Genomic DNA, 18,853 nt, shown 5'->3' with positions numbered 1-18,853 from the left:
GAGGCCAGGTGGCTCTTACCCATCGAGCCACGCGGCAAGCCAATCAATAAGCCCCACGTAGGGCACCCGTCAAAACAAAAACCCCGCCATCACTTGATGCCGGGGTTTTTTCATTGCTAGTTATACATCGCTCTTTAGCAATCGTTCATCAGACAGTGCCCCACGCCCTTAAAAATCACCATGGCGTTTTCCACCACATCCGCCACAGGCTGCCGGCAGCCGTCCAGTGCCCAGCGGGCCGCCATGTAAAGCACCGAGCCCACCAAGCCCGAGGCCAGTAGCGTCGAGTTCAATTGGCTTTTGGGAACCCCTGCGCCTCCTTGTTCAATCAAGGGTCGAGCCAGGGTCTCGAGCATTTCCACGAAGCTGTAGAGCGTCTTAAGCGACAACTCCTCCAGCTGACGGTTCACCGTCAGCACCTCCACCAGCAAAATCCGGGCGGCCTCCGGGCTTTCCTTGAATTGGGTAAAAAACACATTCAAGCCTGCCCGTGTGGCCTGCTCGAGGTCGTCAGCCTCCACCTTCAGCAAAATCTTTTGGAGCTTGTCACGCAGCGTGTCGGTGATGTGCAGATAGCAGGCGGTAAACAGGGCCTCGGCATTGGCAAAGCTTTCGTAAAAATAACGCTCTGTTAGCCCGGCCTCTTGGCACAGACCTTTCACCGTGGCCGTGTGGTAGCCCGTGGAGCCAAACACCTTGATCCCCGCATCAATCAACTTCATGCGGCGCTCGGCCATGCGCTCCTCATTGGACACGCCGCGGTAACGCCGACCGGTGGCTTTGGCAAGGGTCTCTGGGGATTTGGCGTTCATGTTGGAAGGCTTATTCAAAAAATGGGCATTGACAGTATGAAGCCCCACCATTAAATTGACAACCACTATTGTCAAATACAAAGCTGCGGCCAGCCCGTACTTTAGCACCCCACACCAACAACACGGAGACTTCACTCATGAAATCATTTAAAGGCAAAGTGGCAGCCATCACTGGCGCCGCATCGGGCATGGGCCGCACACTGGCGCTGCAATTGGTGAAAGAGGGCTGCAGCGTGTCAGTCTCCGATGTCGACACCCAAGGTCTGGCCGAAACCGTGAAGCTTTGCAAAGCCGCTGCCAAAGAGGCAGGGCAAACCGTCAAGGTCACCAGCCAAATGCTGGACGTCTCCAACCGCGACGCCATGTACGCTTGGGCCGAGCAAACCGCCAAAGACCACGGCAAGATCAACCTGATTTTCAACAACGCAGGCGTGGCCTACGCCAGCCCAATCGAACACATCGACTACGATCGCTTCGAATGGATCATGGGCATCAACTTCTGGGGTGTGGTGTATGGCACCAAGGCATTTTTGCCACACCTCAAAGCCTCCGGCGATGGCCATATCATCAACACCTCCAGCCTGTTTGGCCTGTGTGCCCAACCCACCCAAAGCACCTACAACGCCACCAAGTTTGCGGTGCGCGGCTTTACCGAAAGCCTGCGTCAAGAACTCGACATGATGAACTGCGGCGTGTCGGCCACCAGCGTGCACCCCGGAGGCATTAAAACAGCCATCGCCCGCAAAAGCGTGGCCGCGCCTCAAATCGAAGAATTCACTGGCACCGACTCGGAATCGGGCAAACAATTCTTCGAGAAGTTTTTCATCACCAGCGCCGAGAAAGCCGCCGACATCATTTTGAAGGCGGTTAAGTCCAACAAACGCCGCGTGCTGGTTGGCCCCGATGCTGTGGCCATGGACGCCATGGTGCGCACCCTGCCCGAGACCTACCAAGCCATCATCGTGGGCCAGATGAAGAAAATGCGTGCCAAACAACTGGCCCGCAAAAAGCGCAAGGCGGCCGAAAAGGAAGCGCAAAGCGCATGAAAACCCTTTTGTTGGTGGGCGCTACAGGCGTGGTGGGGCACAGTGTGCTTCAACAAGCCTTGGCCCACCCGGATGTAGGTATGGTGGTGGCGCCCACCCGGCGCGCCTTGGCCCCGCACCCCAAGCTGCACAACCCCGTGGTGGATTTTAAGCACTTGCCTTCCCAGGCCTCCTGGTGGCGGGCCGATGCAGTGGTGTGCACCTTGGGCACCACCATCGGCAAAGCCGGGTCCGCTGAGGCGTTCCGAGCCGTCGACCTGCACCTGGTGAGGCAAATCGCCGTGCTGGCCCATCAAGCTGGCACTCCCTGTTTTGTGCTTAACTCCTCCACCATGGCCAACCCCAAGGCCAGGGGTCTTTACCTGCGCACCAAAGGCGAGGCCGAACAGGCCGTGCAAGCCATCGGCTTTGACAGCTTGACCATCGCCCGCCCAGGCCTGCTCGATGGGCAGCGGGAAGAATTCCGGCTCGGCGAAGAAGTGGGCCTGCTGGCCAGCCGCCTGTTCAATCCGCTGCTGCCAAAAAGGCTGCGCAGTGTCAAAGTGGATCGCTTGGCCAAAGCCATGCTGGCGTGCGCGGTGTTAGCTACACCGGGTGAAAAGCGTTTGGAATCCGAATATTTCCAGTGATTTCCGCTTTTTGGAAACCCCTCGCTCTGTCCATCATGAAGTTTTGTTAATTCTGATGGACAGCGATTCCCATGAGCACCGTGAACATCCTGCTGCTGGATGACTCCACAATCATCCTGAATGTTTGCGCCAAGCTGCTGAAGCACTGCAACATGGCGGTACGCACCGCCACCTCCGCCGCAGAAGGCATCCGCAACATTGTTGAACACGGCGTACCGCATGTGGTGGTCACCGACATCAACATGCCAGGCATGAGCGGCCTGGAACTCACGTCGAGATTGAGACAGGTGGCTCCGGGCCTGCCCATCATCATCATGACCTCGGGCGCCGACAAAGACTTGGTAAGAACCGCCAAAGAACTCGGCGTCAATGGCTGGCTCATCAAACCGTTCACAGCCGAGCAATTGATTGGCAAAGTCACAGAAGCGCTGGCCAGCCAACGACAAACCGCTTGAAGAGATACCCCTTTAGCTAGCGGCTTTGTTCAGCAGGCCCTTCAAGGCGCTCAAGCGGTCTTTGGGGCTCATTTTGGGTGTGTCGTCAGGCAAGTGCTTGTCTTCATCCAGTTGCAGTTCTTTAATAAACCGCGAGGGGAAACAACTCACCCATTCCCGAGCGCGCTTGCGTTTTTTACACCATGTAATATTCAAGCTGCGCTGCGCTCGGGTCACACCCACGTACATCAAGCGGCGCTCCTCTTCAAGCCGCTCATCGGTCAACTCCCGGCCATCTCCTTCGCCAAAGCTGGGCAAAATCGCCTCTTCACAACCAATCAAAAACACGTGTGGAAACTCCAAACCCTTGGCTGCGTGCAAGGTGCTCAACTGCACCGCATCGGGTCGGGTGCCATCGTCTTGGCGATCTAGCATGGTGATCAAGGCCACCTTCTGGGTCAGTTCCATCAGGTTTTGGCGGTCTTCCTCACCTTTCTCGCCCATCCACTTCACAAAGTCCAGCACGTTCTGCCATTTGGCCTGGGCGCCTCTTTCGTCGTGTTGCTCGTACAACCATTCCTCGTAGCCGATGGTCTTTAGCAATTCCGTGAGCAATTCGCCCGCAGGCTCGCGCTCAGCACGGTAGGTCAGTTTGTTGATGAACTGGCCAAAGGTACGCAGGGCCTCCAACATGCCGGCATTCAAATGGCTTTCTGCCCCGGTTTCAAACAAGGCCTGAAACAAAGACACGCCACGCTCGCCTGCGTAGGTGCCCAAGGCCTCCAGTGTTTTTTGACCAATGCCGCGTTTGGGCGTGGTCACCGCCCGAATAAACGCCGGGTCATCCTCGGGATTAACCAACAGGCGCAGGTACGCCAACACGTCTTTAATTTCGGCCCGCTCAAAAAAGCTTTGGCCGCCACTCAGGATGTAGGGGATTTTTTGCCTGCGCAGCGCCTGCTCCAAAATACGCGCCTGGAAATTACTGCGGTACAACACGGCGTAGTCGCCGTACTTGGCACGCCGCTCAAAGCGATGCCCGCTCAACATCATGGCCACCTGTTCGGCCTCGTGCTCATCGTCGGCCATCGCGGTGACCACAATCGGCTCGCCCGGCCCGTGCTCGCTCCACAAAGTTTTTGGAAACAGCTTGGGGTTGTGCTCAATCAGCCGGTTGGCAGCCTGCAAAATCCGCAGCGTGGATCGGTAGTTCTGCTCCAGCTTGATCACCTTTAACTGCGGGTAATCTTCAGTGAGTTGCCGAAGGTTTTCCAGTGTTGCCCCACGCCAGGCATAAATGGCCTGGTCATCGTCGCCCACCGCCGTGAACATGGCCCTGGGGCCGGCAATCAGTCGCAACAGGTCATACTGGCAGGCATTGGTGTCTTGCACCTCGTCCACCAACAGGTAGCGCAAGCGGTTTTGCCACTTGTCGCGCACCTCGGCATGGCTGGCCAACATGCGCGTGGGCTTTAAAATCAGATCGTCAAAATCCACCGCCTGGTACGCAGCCAGCGTGGCCTCGTAACTTTTATACAGGCGGGCAATTTGGGCTTCGTCCTCGGTTTGGCATTCGGCCAGCGCGGTGTCCGGGTCCTTCAAGCCGTTTTTCCACAGCGAAATCACACTCTGCGCTTTTCGAATCAATTGTTTGTCGGTGGTGCCGTATAGCTGCTGGACCAAACCGAAGGTATCGGTGGCGTCCAAAATGGAGAATCGGTTTTTCAAACCCGCGTGGGCGTGTTCTTCACGCAGAATGCGCATGCCCAGGCTGTGGAAGGTGCACACCAACAAACCCTTGGATTCACTGCTTTCCAGCAACTTGGAGGCCCGTTCCTCCATTTCTTTGGCGGCCTTGTTGGTGAAGGTTACCGCCGCAATGTTTTGCGCCCGCACCCCATGGTTTTGAATCAGGTGCGCAATTTTTTGAGTGATCACACGCGTCTTGCCCGAACCCGCGCCGGCCAGCACCAGGCAAGGGCCATCCACATAGTTCACTGCTTCACTTTGGGCTTTGTTTAAACCAAACGACATGGAGTTGAGACAGGCGCAAGCGCCCTTAAGAATATCAGCCCGTACTGTAGCAGACCCACCTACAGGTCCACAGGGTCCACTTCCAAAAACCAGCGAACCGAACCAGGCATGGCATACAGCATCGGCAACCAAGCGTCGATCAAACGGTGCAAAGCCGCCCGGGATTCGCTTTCGATGAGCATTTGGGCACGCTCTACCCCGCCCACACGCACCACTGGCAAGGGCACTGGGTCACAAAAAAACACCGGCTCTGCGGGGTCCATTAAGGGCTCTGCACACTGCCTGGCTTGGCTTAAAAACTGCACACAATTGCCCAAGTGTTTGTGGTCGGCCCTCAATGTGGCCTGGTAAGAGAACGGCGGCATGCGTGCCTCGCGCCGGGCTTGCATCTCGTGGTTGGCAAACCGCTCGTAATCATGCGCCTGCAATGCGGCAAACAGAGGGTGCTGCGGGTAACGGGTTTGCACCATCATGGTGGCCGCCCCTTCCCGCCGACCCGCACGGCCAGCCACTTGCATCAACTGGGCAAACAAACGCTCGGGTGCGCGGTAGGCGTGCGAATACAAAGACGCATCCACATTCAAGGCCAGGACCAAGGTGACATTGGCAAAATCATGGCCTTTGGCAATCATTTGGGTGCCCACCAGCACATCGGCTTGCCCACTGTGGGCTTGCGCCAGCTTGTCTTCCATTTGCCCTTTGTTGCGGGTGCTGTCTGCATCAATGCGAAGAATATTGGCCGTGGGCAACAAGCCAGCCAAGGTCTCTTCAATGCGTTGCGTACCGCGACCAAACCCTGTCAGGTCTTGGTTGCCGCAGCAGGGGCACTGCGTGGGCACCCGCTGGCCTGCACCGCAATGGTGGCAGCGCAAGGCACGCTCCCTTTTGTGCCACACCATGTGCGCGGTGCAGTGGTCGCAATTGGCCACCCAACCACAGGCATTGCAGACCATCTGCGGGGCATAACCGCGCCGATTCAAAAACACAATGCTTTGCTTGCCCGCTTCCAGGTTGGCCTGCAAGGCTTGCATGGCTGGCTCGGTCAGACCCTCTCTGGGCGGAAAATTCGCCGTGTTCACCAAGTGCACCTCGGGCAAGCGCGCCCCCGACACCGCCCGCTGCGGCAGGGCCAAGCGCTTGTATTGGCCCTGCTCGGTTTTAAGCCAACTCTCCAACGCAGGCGTGGCCGAGCCCAGCACCACCGGCACATTTTTCAATTTGGCCAACATCACCGCCATGTCGCGGGCGTGGTAGCGCATGCCATCTTGCTGCTTGTAAGAGGGATCGTGCTCCTCATCAACCACCACCAGCCCCAGGCGAGGCAACGGGGTTAGCACACCCAATCGGGTACCAATCACCACATCGGCCTTGCCCGTGGCCGCAGCAAACCAGGCCTTGGTGCGCGCCAGTTCGGGTAGGCCGCTGTGCAGCACGGCCACCCGGTGGGGGGCCAGGCGTTCTTCATACAAGCGCTGAGCAGCAGGCGTCAGGTTAATCTCGGGCAACAACACCAACACCTGCTGGCCCAAGGCCAACCTGTGCGCAACGGCATGCAAATACACTTCGGTTTTTCCGCTGCCCGTGACCCCATACAGCAAATGGGGCGCAAAGCCCTGCGCACTGTCAATGGCCTGCAGCGCTTGTTGTTGCTCCGGGTTCAGCGGCGGAATGGTCTTGTGGACAGGCGCTTGGGGGTTGGCGGCGGGGCTGCTTAAGGCCAATGCATGTGAACGCGCCTTGCCCACCATCACCGGCTCCACCCCTTTGGCGTTCAACACCCGCAACGCCTTGGGCAAAGCCTCCAGGGCAATCAAACCCACCGGGTGGTGGTAATAGCGTGCCGCAAAATCGATCAGTTGCCACCAGTCTGGGCCCAAGCACTCGCCATCGTCCAAGCAGGCCAGCACGGCTTTGATGCCCTTGTCCTCCACCGGCGCACCAGATTGGTGGTGAGCATGCACCGCCCCCACCAAGCCAATGCGCTGCTGCCGCCCCCAAGGCACGACCACCCGCTGCCCTTTTTTGGGGGCGACTGGCAAGGTCCATTGGTAAGTGAAAGGGTTTGGAAGCGGCGCAGCAATCCACACATCCACAAGGGCAGGGGTTCCCCCAAAAGGGGAGGGGGCTTGGGGTGGACTCGGGTCTGTGTTCACAGCTTACTTTAAGTTATTCCACTAGCTAACTTGAATTCGCTGAATTACATGCTTGTTCACACAAATTGTGGATAACTTTGTGGACATGTATTACTGCGATTCGCAATTGGACTAACCGATGCCCGTGGTTTTGTAAAGTGCACGCGTGCGATTACAAAATAATATTGTTATATAACAATAACTTGCTGGACCTTAAAGCCTTAGCGGGCATCGTGCGTTGCAAAAATTAACATCTCGAAGCTTGCGCCAAAAATGTGCATAACTTCCTGAGATCACTGCCTTTGTTTTCGGCTGTAACTGTGCACCGCATTCACCATCACCTCCACGGCGGCTGGATCGGTGAATTGCGAGATGCCATGCCCCAAGTTGAACACATGGCCCACACCGGGCTGGGGCAGCCCAAAGCTTTCCAGCGCCTTAGCCACCTCGGCTTCAATTTGGGCAGGTTGAGCAAACAGCACATTGGGGTCCAAATTGCCCTGGATGGCGCAGCGCTCACCCACGCGTGCACGCGCATTGCCCAGGTTAACAGTCCAGTCCACGCCCACCGCGCTACAGCCAGACGAAGCAATGTCTTCCAGCCACAAACCGCCACCTTTGGTAAACACGATCGACGGGATGTCTTCAACAAAGCCACCCCGGTTGGCCTGCAAAGGCAACGCTCGCACAATTTTCTTGATGTAATTCAAGCTGAATTTTTGGAAAGCGCCATCGGCCAACGCTCCACCCCAGCTGTCAAAAATCATCACCGCCTGAGCGCCCGCCTCAATTTGGGCTTTCAAGTATTGGGTAACAGCCTCTGCAGTCACTTCCAAAATGCGGTGCATTAAATCCGGGCGCTTGTACAACATGGTCTTGACCTTGCGGAAGTCGCTGCTGCCACCGCCTTCCACCATGTAGCAGGCCAGGGTCCAGGGGCTACCAGAAAACCCAATCAAAGGCACTCGGCCATTCAAAGCCTTGCGGATGGTGCTGACCGCATCGGTCACGTATTTCAGGCTGCTGCCCACGTCGGGCACGGCCAACTTGGCCACGTCTTCCTCGGTGACCAGCGGACGCTCAAAGCGCGGGCCCTCGCCTTCTGCAAAGTACAGTCCCAAACCCATGGCATCAGGCACGGTAAGGATGTCTGAAAACAGAATGGCGGCATCCAGCTTATAACGCTCTAAAGGCTGCAAGGTGACCTCACACGCCGCCTCGGGGTTGGTGCACAGCCCCATGAAGTTACCCGCCTTGGCCCGGGTGGCCCGGTACTCTGGCAAATATCGACCTGCTTGGCGCATCAACCACACAGGTGTGTACTCGGTGGGTTCGCGGCGCAGTGCACGCAAAAAAGTGTCGTTGACGGGGGGTACAAAACTACTCATGGGAATGGATGTCCGGCTGCTGCATTCAAAGGTTGGTAAACAATCGCTGGTGCTCTGTTTTCAAGCACAGGTCCATCACGCAGGGTAACCCCGCGGCTGTGGCCTTGCTCATGACCTGCTCGTTGCGTATGCCCAGTTGCAACCAAATGGCGCCTGCGCCCACCTTCAGCGCCTGGTTGAGCACCTCGGGGGTGTGCTCGGCCCGGCGAAACACATCCACCAGGTCGATTTTTTCGCCTGTGGCTTCCATGGCCGTTTTCAGGTCGGGGTAACAGGTCTCGCCCATCAGCCCACTGGGGCGCCCCTGAAGCGCGGGGTTGATCGGCAATATGCGATAACCTTGAGTTTGCAGGTACTTGGCCACAAAAAAACTGGGCTTGTGGGCCTGCGACGAGAACCCCACCACCGCGATGGTTTTGGTGTTCTGCAGCAGGGTTTTTAATTCAGAATCTTGCATGGCAACCTGGGCATCGGGCGCTGGCGAAAAATGAGCCTCCATTGTGCCTTAAATTCGCATAGTAGAGCGCCAATGCAAGCCAGCCCGCGTGCCCTGCTTTGGCCGGTACTCGCAACCCACGCCACCTTGGTAGGCCAAAGCCTGCAAACATTCAAACACCCTCGGGTAATGCAGTTCGCTTAGATCGGGCTCATGACGCTCGGGCACCCCTGCAATTTGAATGTGTTTAACCCGACCGGTGGGCAAATACGCCTCCAGCTTCCGGATCACATCGCCTTCCATAATTTGGCAATGGTACAGGTCCATTTGCACGCCCAGGTTGGGGGCATCAATGCGCATCACCATGGCATGGGCCTGCGCCTGCGTGTTGAGCAGGTAGCCAGGCACATCCCTGGTGTTGATGGGCTCAATGAGCCACACAATTGGCAGATGCGCCATTTCGCGGCATAGCCAGCGCAGGTTGTCTTCATAACAGGCCCAGGCATCCTCGATCGATGGCTCATGGGGCTGACCATTCACAACCCCAGCCAGCACATGCACATGCGGAACACGCAAGGCCAGGGCATACTCAGCGGCCCGGTAAGCGGCTTCTTTGAACTCATCGCGTCGATTTGGCAAACAAGCCAAGCCACGGTCACCTCCAGACCAATTGCCACAGGGCGCATTGATCAGCAGCCAATCCACCCCGGCGCGGTTTGTGGCACTTTGCAACTGCTCGGGGGCGCACTCATAGGGAAACATGCATTCCACATGCTTGAAGCCATCTTCCGCAGCGGCGGCAATGCGGTCCACAAAAGCCCATTCGGTGTACATCAGGCTAAGGTTGGCCGCCAGCTTCATACCTCAAACACCAGGTTGGGGTTGAAAAACGGATTTTCGAAGGCCTGTGCGGTAATGGCCCCCCCGCCTTTCTGCATTTTTCGGGCCTTTCCCTTTTTGCGTACATAGCCCCTGGGGTTCACCAGCACGCGGGTGCTGCAGCCATTTTGGTGCACGGTGTAATCAAACGAATCGTGCATGTGGCCATGCACCCACACATCAGCCTTGCCCATCAAGTGGCCCAGGTCAGACACAAAAGCTGCATTGATGGGGCTCAAATTAAACCGCGGGTGAATACTCTGGGGGTGTGGCGCGTGGTGGGTGACCACCACCGTTTTGCCTTCAAAGGGCTTGGACAATTCGGCCTGCAACCATTCAACATTTTGCGCATGCAAATCGATGCCCATGGTGGGCGTAAAAGGCTTGCCACGCTGGCGTATGAGCTTGTAATCGGGCAAAAACGCTTTGGCCACCAGTTCAGCACCAAAACGCCATCCCGGCTGAATGTTGTAGTCGGTCCACAGGGTACATCCCAAAAACCGGATTCCCTGAATAGTCACGGCGCGGCGTTGCAGATAGTTCAGCTGTTTGGCTGCTGCAAGATCCTCCAATTGCTGATCCAGAATATCGATGTCGTGATGGTAGTACTCATGGTTACCCGACACATACACATGGTCTTTGCCACCCAATGCCGCCAAGGCCTGAAGGCCCTGGGTGCCCTGGTGGATGTCCCCGGCCAAAATGACCAGATCCGCTTGGGGCGGTGGCGTGGGAATGCAATCCAGCGCGGGGAAGCTGCGCAGGGTTTCAAGGTGCAGGTCAGAGTAAAGCGCGATTTTCATCCATTCATTTTAACCCGGCACTGCTTCAACACGAACCGTCACACGCCTTCAGATTGCAGTGCACTGGCCATTTGGTCGATGCAACGCAAAATGTGGTCTTCCAGAATTTTGGCGCTGATGTGGCGCCAATCCAGGCGGTTGATGAATATCAATTGATCCTGGTCATTCAAGGCAAACCAAGTGGGTATGGGCGTAGAGCCTCCCATTTCCCGGTTTGCGATCAACACCTTTTTGGCGGCTTGCAAGGTGTCGGCCCGGAAGCGGGTTAGCTCAATGTGAATGTCCATCCAATGCACACCCTCCATTTCGCCGGCAACCAACCGGACTGGCTGATCGTTGAAATAAAACACCGGGCCATCTGGAAATTGCTTGGAAGGGCGACGAGAAGATAAGTCGCGCGTGAGGTCGTCGAATTTTGCGTAGTTCATGGGGGCTCCTTATGTGCCCCTTTGTGTACCGTCAACCACCCGGGGGTTCCATGCGCTCCGGCTGACTGGCCATCGGCACCCCAAAAAACAAAAGCCACGGCTTGCACCGCGGCTTTTGAGCACTACATAAAAAGATTGCTGTTTAGCGCACTTTTTTCAATCGCTTCAGCGCAGCCAGCTGAGCAATGGCCGAGGCCAATTCAGCCTGAGCTTGGGCGTAATCCACATCGCTTGCACGACTGGCCAAGGCCTCTTCCGCCAATTTTTTGGCTTCCGCAGCTTTGGCTTCATCCAGGTCTTTACCGCGAACTGCGGTGTCGGCCAGCACGGTCACTGCATTGGGTTGAACCTCCAACACACCACCGTTAACAAACACCACCTCTTCTTCGGCTTGACCAGCAATCTTGATGCGTACTGTACCAGGCTTGATGCGGGTAATCAGTGGGGTGTGTCGAGGGTAAATACCCAGTTCACCCTGCTCACCGGGCAAAGCCACAAACTCGGCCTCGCCTTCGAAGATGGACTCTTCCGCACTCACCACATCCACGTGGATTGTAGACATACTCATTTCCTTTGTGACGCGCACCGCCCAACTCAAGGCCAGACGGTGCTTTGTTCACCCGTCGGATTACTGGATCTTCTTGGCTTTCTCGAAGGCCTCGTCGATGGTACCCACCATGTAGAAGGCCTGTTCGGGCAGTGCGTCGCACTCGCCGTTGACGATCATCTTGAAGCCACGAATGGTTTCTTTCAGTGGTACGTACTTGCCGGGAGATCCGGTAAACACTTCGGCCACTGTGAAGGGCTGAGAGAGGAAACGCTGGATCTTACGGGCACGGGCCACAACCAGTTTGTCCTCGGGGCTCAGTTCATCCATGCCCAGAATCGCGATAATGTCACGCAGTTCTTTGTAACGCTGCAGGGTTTGTTGTACGGCACGGGTGGTGCTGTAGTGCTCGTCACCGATCACGTTGGGGTCAACCTGGCGCGAAGTGGAATCCAGAGGATCCACGGCAGGGTAAATACCCAAAGCGGCGATGTCACGAGACAACACAACCGTCGCATCCAAGTGAGCAAAAGTGGTCGCTGGGGATGGGTCGGTCAAGTCGTCCGCTGGTACATACACGGCCTGAACCGATGTAATGGAGCCCTTCTTGGTCGAGGTAATACGCTCTTGCAGACGGCCCATTTCTTCGGCCAATGTAGGCTGGTAACCCACGGCAGAAGGCATACGGCCCAACAACGCGGACACTTCAGTACCAGCCAGGGTGTAGCGGTAAATGTTGTCCACGAACAGCAGAACGTCACGGCCTTCGTCACGGAAGTACTCAGCCATGGTCAGGCCAGTCAAGGCAACGCGCAAACGGTTGCCAGGAGGCTCGTTCATCTGGCCATACACCAGTGCCACTTTGTCCAACACGTTGGAGTCTTTCATCTCGTGGTAAAAGTCGTTGCCCTCACGGGTACGCTCACCCACACCGGCAAACACGGAGTAACCACCGTGCTGCTTGGCGATGTTGTTAATCAGCTCCATCATGTTCACGGTCTTGCCCACACCGGCACCACCGAACAGACCCACTTTACCGCCCTTGGCGAACGGGCAAATCAGGTCAATCACCTTGATGCCGGTCTCCAGCAATTCTTGCGAGGGGGACAGTTCATCAAAAGAGGGGGCTTTTTGGTGAATGGCGCGTGTTTGCTCGGCTGTCACAGGGCCAGCTTCGTCAATGGGGCGGCCCAACACGTCCATGATTCGGCCCAGAGTGGCCTGGCCCACGGGCACGTTGATTGGCTTGCCTGTATTTTTAACAGCCATGCCACGGCGCAAGCCGTCTGATGCACCCAAACAGATGGTACGAACCACACCGTCGCCCAGCTGCTGCTGAACTTCCAGAGTGAGTTCGGAACCTTCCATGGTCAGCGCGTCGTACACTTTCGGCATTTGGTCACGGGGAAACTCCACGTCAATCACCGCGCCGATACACTGTACGATTTTTCCTTCGTTAGTCGCAGTACTCATCGTTTCTTCCTTAATTCAAAATCGTTCAGAACTTCGCTTAAACCGCAGCAGCGCCGCCCACAATTTCTGCCAGTTCTTTGGTAATGGCAGCCTGGCGGGCTTTGTTGTAGGTCAGTTGCAGTTCATTGATCACATTCTTGGCGTTGTCAGACGCGGCTTTCATCGCAACCATACGGGCCGATTGTTCAGAAGCCATGTTCTCGGCCACAGCCTGGTACACCAGCGCCTCGATGTAACGCAGCAACAGCTGGTCAATCACGGCTTTGGCATCGGGCTCGTAGAGGTAGTCCCATGACATGCTGCCTTCATCGGCCTGCAGGCGATCGCCACCCAAGGGCAGCAATTGCTCAAACACGGCTTCCTGTTTCATGGTGTTCACGAAACGGGTGTAGGCCAGGTACACGGCATCCACTTCACCAGCCACATACGCATCCAGTTGCACCTTGATGGCGCCGATCAGGCTCTCCAGGTTGGGCGCATCGCCCATCTGAACCACTTTGGACGTCACTTCCACGCCAATGCGGTTAAAAAAGCCAACACCTTTTGAGCCCACTGCTGTTGCACGAACCTTGGCACCTTTGGCTTCAAATTCCTGAAACTTGTTGGTGACCAAACGCAGCACGTTGGTGTTCAAACCACCGCACAAACCTTTGTCGGTTGTTACAACAATGGCTGCGACATTTTTAATGGTGTCGCGGGCCACCATGTACTCGTGGCGATATTCAGGATTGGCCTTGGACAGGTTGGCGCAAATGTTGCGCACCTTGTCTGCGTAGGGACGAGCCGCACGCATACGGTCCTGGGCTTTCCGCATTTTTGATGCGGCCACCATTTCCATCGCCTTGGTGATCTTGCGCGTGTTTTGAACGCTCTTGATCTTGTTCCGGATTTCTTTCATTCCTGACATCGTATTTCCTCCAATCACCGGGAGAGGCCCCGTGGGCCCTCCTGGTTATGCGGTGGTATAAACAGATCGCTCTGATTAATACGCGCCAGTTTTCTTGAATGACTTTACAGCCTCGTGCAGCTTGGGCTCGTCGTCTTTCGACAATTCCTGGGTCTGCTCGATGCGGTCAATCAAATCCTTGTGGCTGGTCAACATGAACTGACGCAATGCAGATTCAAAGGCCAGAACGCTCTTGACTTCCACGTCGTCGAGGTAACCGTTGTTGATCGCAAACAAAGCCAGGCCCAACTCCCAGGTTTGCAGGGGAGCGTACTGAGGCTGCTTGAGCAATTCAACCACGCGCTTACCACGTTCCAACTGACGGCGGGTTGCTTCGTCGAGGTCAGAAGCAAACTGCGCAAACGCAGCCAGTTCGCGGTACTGGGCCAAGTCGGTACGAATACCACCGGACAGCTTTTTAACCACTTTGGTTTGCGCTGCACCACCCACGCGAGACACCGAAATACCCGCGTTGATCGCAGGGCGAATACCGGCGTTGAACAGGTCAGTTTCCAGGAAGATCTGACCGTCAGTGATCGAAATCACGTTGGTTGGAACGAACGCTGTCACGTCACCCGCTTGGGTTTCAATGATAGGCAGGGCGGTCAAAGAACCGGTTTTGCCCTTCACTTCACCCTTGGTGAATTTTTCAACATACTCTTCGTTCACGCGGGAGGCACGCTCCAGCAGACGGCTGTGCAGGTAGAACACGTCACCTGGGTAAGCTTCGCGGCCGGGAGGACGACGCAGCAACAGGGAAATTTGACGGTATGCCACGGCTTGCTTGGACAGATCGTCGTACACAATCAAGGCGTCTTCGCCGCGATCGCGGAAGTATTCGCCCATGGTGCAACCCGAGTAAGGTGCCAGGTATTGCATAGCGGCAGACTCGGAAGCGGAAGCAGCAACCACGATGGTGTAGTCCATCGCGCCGAACTCTTCGAGTTTGCGAACCACGTTTTGAATGGAAGAGGCCTTTTGACCCACAGCCACGTAAACGCAGGTCACGCCTTTGCCTTTCTGGTTGATGATGGCGTCAACGGCCACAGCGGTTTTACCAGTTTGACGGTCGCCAATGATCAGCTCACGCTGACCACGGCCGATCGGCACCATGGAGTCAATCGCTTTAATACCGGTTTGCACTGGCTGGGACACCGATTTACGGTCAATCACGCCAGGCGCCACTTTTTCAATCACGTCGGTCAGCTTGGCATTCACGGGGCCTTTGCCGTCGATGGGCTGACCCAGTGCGTTCACCACGCGACCACGCAGTTCGGGGCCCACGGGCACTTCCAGAATACGGCCGGTACACTTGACCTGGTCGCCTTCAGAAATGTGCTCGTATTCACCCAAAATAACAGCACCCACGGAATCGCGTTCCAGGTTGAGCGCCAAACCGAATGTATTGCCGGGGAATTCCAACATTTCGCCCTGCATTACATCGGACAAACCATGAACGCGGCAAATACCGTCGCTCACGGACACCACTGTACCTTGTGTCCGGATGTCGGCCGATGATCCGAGGCCTTCGATCCGGCTCTTGATCAGTTCACTGATCTCAGAGGGATTAATCTGCATATTGATTGCTCCAATTTCGTTTGAGGCCAAGTCAGGCTGTCAAAGCCGCCTTCATCGCGTTGAGTTTGCCGCGCACCGAACTATCCAAAATCTGATCACCCACAGTGACGCAAACGCCACCGATGAGGGACTCGTCCACCTGAACAGTGATGTTCAGCTTGGAACCAAATTTTTTCTCCAGTGCGCCACGGATGTTCTGAACATCAGAGTCAGCCAAAGGGAAGGCCGACGCAATCACTGCATCGGCTGCGCCTTCGTGCGCATTCTTCAATTCCACGAACTGTCGAGCGATTTCTGGCAGGGCCAGCAAACGGCCATTTTCCACGAGCGCCGCAAGAAAGTTTCTAGCAGGCGCATCCGCCGGTGTCTTGGTCAGTTCAACAAACAAGTCCAACACTTGCTGGTCAGACAACTTAGGGTTGCTGGCCAACAAATGAATGTTGTCGTTGCTTGCCACTGCCGACCACGACTGCAGCCAATCATTCCACTGGGCAATGTTCGAAGTTTTTGCAACTTCAAATGCAGCCTCAGCGTAAGGACGGGCGATGGTGGATAGTTCGACCATGTTTTGTTTCCTTCAGCGTTGGGCTTACAGCTCAGCTTTCAGTTGATTCAGCAAATCAGCGTGGGCTTGAGCGTTCACTTCCTTCTTCAGGATTTGCTCTGCACCTTTCACCACCAAAGTGGCCAGTTGCTCACGCAGCTGGTCACGGGCGCGTTGCGCCTCGTTGGCGGCCTCAGCTTCGGCCTGCGCCAAAATGCGCTTGCGTTCTACTTCGGCTTGTTGTTTTGCTTCTTCAATGATCTGCTGGGCGCGCTTTTCTGCTTCTGCCAGGCGCTGCTGATTCTCGGAACGGGTTTGAGCCAGTTCCTGTTCAGCTTTGCGACCTGCATCAGCCAAAGCTTGCTTGCCACGTTCAGCAGCGGCCAGGCCGTCTGCGATTTTCTTTGCACGCTCATCGATGTTTTTCATCAGGGGCGGCCACACATATTTCATGGTGAACCAAGCCAGGATGAAGAAAACGATCAGCTGCGCGAACAGCGTTGCGTTTAAGTTCACGGCATGTTTCCTCTAAAACGCACGGACAAACTTAAAAACGTCCGTGCGGTGTTGTTCGAAGGAAGCGGCTGTAAATTAACCGACGAAGGGGTTGGCGAATGCGAACATCATCGCGATACCAACACCGATCAGGAACGCAGCGTCGATCAGACCGGCCAAAACGAACATTTTGGTTTGCAGTTCGTTCATCAGTTCGGGCTGGCGAGCGGAGGCTTCCAGGTACTTACCACCCATGATCGCGATACCGATACAGGCACCAATCGCACCCAAACCAATGATCAGGCCACAAGCGAGAGCTACGAGAGCAACGTTAGTCATGACGACAACTCCTTCAATTTAAAAAAGTGAAAATTAAAAAAACCAAAAACTTCAAATCTTGTTATGAATTACCAACCGCTTTGGGGCCTTAGTGACCCTGATGCGCCTGACCGATGTAGATCAGGGTCAGCATCATGAAAATGAAGCCCTGCAACAACACGATCAAAATGTGGAAAATCGCCCAAATGGTTCCGGCCAAAATATGACCGAGGAAGGCGAAAGCACCACCCAAGGACAGTGCCGCAGCACCACCCAGCAAAGCGATCAGCATGAACACCAATTCACCCGCATACATGTTGCCGAACAGTCGCATGCCCAAAGACACGGTTTTAGCAGCAAATTCAATCAGGTTCAGCACAAAGTTGGGGATCCACAGCAGCGGATTGGCACCGAAAGGAGCACAGAACAACTCGTGCACAAAGCCACCCGCGCCTTTGATTTTGACGGAGTAGTACAGCATCAGACACAACACACCCAGGGACATGCCCAATGCGCCGTTCAGATCGGCCGTGGCCACCACACGCATGTAGGGATCGCCGGGGCTGGCAGCCAGGCCCAGGCTATACAGCAGCTGGCCCCAGGCCATGGGAATCAAATCCACAGGCACCAAGTCGAAAGCATTCATGACCACGATCCAGCAGAACACGGTCAGTGCCAGGGGTGCGATGAATGTGCGGTCGCCATGCACGATGGCTTTGGATTGGGACTCCACCATTTCAACCAGCAATTCGACGAATCCCTGAAAACGACCCGGCACGCCCGAGGTCGCTTTAAGTGCAGCTTTGCGCAGGAAGAAGATCACCAACAAGCCAGAGAGCAGCGAGAAAAACATGGTGTCGAGGTTGATCACGGAGAAATCAACAATGAAACCTTGCTTCGCTGTGGCGAAATGTTGCAAGTGATGGACGATGTAATCTGAGGGGGTTAGCCCGTGCTCTGAAGATGCCATACTTATCTCAAGAAAAATGCCAAAAAATAGCTTTTGAGGGTGAGCACCGCGGTGAGGATCAGGGACCACCAAACCAAGTTCGGGTCGACCTGACTCGCTACAAACATAATCGCGATGGTTGCTCCAACCTTCAGGAATTCTCCAGCCAAAAACACAACCGTGCCGCCCACTGGCGTTTTACTGCCCAAGGCGAGCCTGGCAGCAAACAGCGTACTCGGCACAGCCACAGCCACAAGCCCCCACAACGCCGATTGCGCATGGTTGGCGGACACCAAGAACATGAGCAAGCACACTGCTGCTCCAACGACCCACTGGAGTCCGATAATTTTCCACATGACTTTTGCTGCGCTGCCACATTGCCCAATTTTGGGGCGTTGATCCCCCGGATGGCGCATGTGTTTTTGACAAACCCGCAGATTATAGGGGTTTGCCTTGGCCTTCGTCAAACAAAAACCGGCTTATTTTTCAAGGCCGCCGCGGCCCTGCATTACAACTCTTCTTTTGGAAAACCAATGCGCTGCAAAACACCGTCCAATTCATCGAGATTGTTGAATTTGATGGTCAAGGTGCCCTTGCCTTTGGGCGAGGCCTTCAGCGCCACTGCGCAAGCCATCCAGTCGGCCAGGCCCTCTTCCAAACGCCGGACATCTTGATTTTGAGAAGCCTTGCTGGCCACACGGTCTTTGTCGCTCGCCCAATCATTGACCAGTTTCTCGGTTTCGCGCACAGACAGACGTTTGTTGACCACCTCATTGGCACATGCAATCTGCTCTGCGGCTGACAAGGTGAGCAACGCGCGGGCATGGCCCATTTCAATGTCGCCAGCCAGCAACATGGTTTGCACGGGCTCGGCCAGGTTCAACAGGCGCAGCATGTTGCTTGTTGCACTGCGGGATCGACCGATGGCATTGGCTGCATCTTCGTGCGTGAGATTAAACTCGCGAATCAAACGTTGCACGCC

At 55.8% G+C, this 18,853-nt stretch carries 20 protein-coding genes and 1 pseudogene; 3 read left to right on the top strand and 18 right to left on the bottom strand.

The features are described 5' to 3' along the window. Nucleotides 1–134: 134 nt before the first annotated feature. The gene (locus ACEQU8_RS03800) at nt 135–812 is read right to left on the bottom strand and encodes a TetR/AcrR family transcriptional regulator (protein WP_370261588.1); all 678 of its coding nucleotides are present in this window, start codon (nt 810–812) and stop codon (nt 135–137) included. 137 nt (nt 813–949) lie between these two features. Here ACEQU8_RS03800 and ACEQU8_RS03795 point away from each other — a divergent pair, with 137 nt between their 5' ends. From ACEQU8_RS03795 to ACEQU8_RS03785, 3 genes are all read left to right on the top strand, one after another. Beyond that, a complete protein-coding gene (locus ACEQU8_RS03795; protein ID WP_370261586.1) occupies nt 950–1,858 on the top strand; it encodes an SDR family NAD(P)-dependent oxidoreductase in 909 nt (302 codons plus the stop codon). Continuing rightward, complete coding sequence (locus ACEQU8_RS03790; RefSeq protein ID WP_370261583.1) at nt 1,855–2,487, top strand: NAD(P)H-binding protein; 633 nt, start codon at nt 1,855–1,857, stop codon at nt 2,485–2,487. Before ACEQU8_RS03795 ends, ACEQU8_RS03790 begins: the two co-directional genes overlap by 4 nt. Nucleotides 2,488–2,558: 71 nt before the next feature. Then, complete coding sequence (locus tag ACEQU8_RS03785; protein ID WP_370261582.1) at nt 2,559–2,942, top strand: response regulator; 384 nt, start codon at nt 2,559–2,561, stop codon at nt 2,940–2,942. A 12-nt stretch (nt 2,943–2,954) separates the two neighbouring features. Here the strand turns inward: ACEQU8_RS03785 and ACEQU8_RS03780 are convergent, their stop codons facing one another. The 17 genes and pseudogenes from ACEQU8_RS03780 to ACEQU8_RS03700 form a co-directional block, all read right to left on the bottom strand. Then, nucleotides 2,955–4,955: a UvrD-helicase domain-containing protein gene (locus ACEQU8_RS03780; protein WP_370261580.1), complete on the bottom strand. Its 2,001-nt coding sequence runs from the start codon at nt 4,953–4,955 to the stop codon at nt 2,955–2,957. 59 nt (nt 4,956–5,014) lie between these two features. Then, entirely contained in the window at nt 5,015–7,048 is a 2,034-nt protein-coding gene (locus tag ACEQU8_RS03775) for a primosomal protein N' (protein WP_370261578.1), read from the bottom strand. 332 nt (nt 7,049–7,380) lie between these two features. Further along, nucleotides 7,381–8,475: a uroporphyrinogen decarboxylase gene (gene hemE / locus ACEQU8_RS03770; protein ID WP_370261576.1), complete on the bottom strand. Its 1,095-nt coding sequence runs from the start codon at nt 8,473–8,475 to the stop codon at nt 7,381–7,383. Between the two features lie 25 nt (nt 8,476–8,500). Then, nucleotides 8,501–8,932, bottom strand: a complete 432-nt coding sequence (locus ACEQU8_RS03765) for a CoA-binding protein (protein WP_370261574.1) — start codon at nt 8,930–8,932, stop codon at nt 8,501–8,503. A 48-nt stretch (nt 8,933–8,980) separates the two neighbouring features. Then, nucleotides 8,981–9,772 carry a hydroxypyruvate isomerase family protein gene (locus tag ACEQU8_RS03760; RefSeq protein ID WP_370261572.1) on the bottom strand — a complete coding sequence of 264 codons (792 nt, stop codon included), beginning with the start codon at nt 9,770–9,772 and terminating at the stop codon, nt 8,981–8,983. After that, nucleotides 9,769–10,593 carry a metallophosphoesterase gene (locus ACEQU8_RS03755; protein ID WP_370261570.1) on the bottom strand — a complete coding sequence of 275 codons (825 nt, stop codon included), beginning with the start codon at nt 10,591–10,593 and terminating at the stop codon, nt 9,769–9,771. The genes ACEQU8_RS03760 and ACEQU8_RS03755 overlap by 4 nt, the downstream gene beginning before the upstream one ends. A 38-nt stretch (nt 10,594–10,631) precedes the next feature. Further along, complete coding sequence (locus ACEQU8_RS03750; RefSeq protein ID WP_370261568.1) at nt 10,632–11,021, bottom strand: hypothetical protein; 390 nt, start codon at nt 11,019–11,021, stop codon at nt 10,632–10,634. 142 nt (nt 11,022–11,163) lie between these two features. After that, nucleotides 11,164–11,583 carry a F0F1 ATP synthase subunit epsilon gene (locus ACEQU8_RS03745; RefSeq protein ID WP_370261566.1) on the bottom strand — a complete coding sequence of 140 codons (420 nt, stop codon included), beginning with the start codon at nt 11,581–11,583 and terminating at the stop codon, nt 11,164–11,166. Between the two features lie 66 nt (nt 11,584–11,649). Then, the gene (atpD, locus tag ACEQU8_RS03740) at nt 11,650–13,041 is read right to left on the bottom strand and encodes a F0F1 ATP synthase subunit beta (RefSeq protein WP_370261564.1); all 1,392 of its coding nucleotides are present in this window, start codon (nt 13,039–13,041) and stop codon (nt 11,650–11,652) included. A 37-nt stretch (nt 13,042–13,078) separates the two neighbouring features. Continuing rightward, nucleotides 13,079–13,948, bottom strand: a complete 870-nt coding sequence (atpG, locus tag ACEQU8_RS03735; protein ID WP_370261563.1) for a F0F1 ATP synthase subunit gamma — start codon at nt 13,946–13,948, stop codon at nt 13,079–13,081. A 75-nt stretch (nt 13,949–14,023) separates the two neighbouring features. Then, on the bottom strand, nt 14,024–15,565 hold the full coding sequence (gene atpA / locus ACEQU8_RS03730) for a F0F1 ATP synthase subunit alpha (protein WP_370261561.1): 1,542 nt from the start codon (nt 15,563–15,565) through the stop codon (nt 14,024–14,026). A gap of 31 nt (nt 15,566–15,596) precedes the next feature. Next, nucleotides 15,597–16,130 (bottom strand): F0F1 ATP synthase subunit delta, encoded by a 534-nt coding sequence (locus ACEQU8_RS03725; protein WP_370261559.1) that lies wholly within the window; start codon nt 16,128–16,130, stop codon nt 15,597–15,599. 24 nt (nt 16,131–16,154) lie between these two features. Next, on the bottom strand, nt 16,155–16,625 hold the full coding sequence (locus ACEQU8_RS03720; protein WP_370261558.1) for a F0F1 ATP synthase subunit B: 471 nt from the start codon (nt 16,623–16,625) through the stop codon (nt 16,155–16,157). Between the two features lie 75 nt (nt 16,626–16,700). Next, complete coding sequence (gene atpE, locus ACEQU8_RS03715; protein ID WP_256763350.1) at nt 16,701–16,943, bottom strand: F0F1 ATP synthase subunit C; 243 nt, start codon at nt 16,941–16,943, stop codon at nt 16,701–16,703. Between the two features lie 88 nt (nt 16,944–17,031). Continuing rightward, nucleotides 17,032–17,892 (bottom strand): F0F1 ATP synthase subunit A, encoded by an 861-nt coding sequence (atpB, locus tag ACEQU8_RS03710; protein ID WP_370261556.1) that lies wholly within the window; start codon nt 17,890–17,892, stop codon nt 17,032–17,034. 2 nt (nt 17,893–17,894) lie between these two features. After that, nucleotides 17,895–18,338, bottom strand: a complete 444-nt coding sequence (locus ACEQU8_RS03705) for an ATP synthase subunit I (protein WP_370261554.1) — start codon at nt 18,336–18,338, stop codon at nt 17,895–17,897. Between the two features lie 41 nt (nt 18,339–18,379). Further along, nucleotides 18,380–18,853 (bottom strand): annotated as a pseudogene (locus ACEQU8_RS03700) (ParB/RepB/Spo0J family partition protein); the annotation flags it as partial.

This window comes from Limnobacter sp. (assembly GCF_964228395.1).
Classification (GTDB): domain Bacteria; phylum Pseudomonadota; class Gammaproteobacteria; order Burkholderiales; family Burkholderiaceae_B; genus Limnobacter.
Note: the sequence above shows the minus strand (reverse complement) of the source record. Positions and strands in the feature narration are given on the sequence as shown.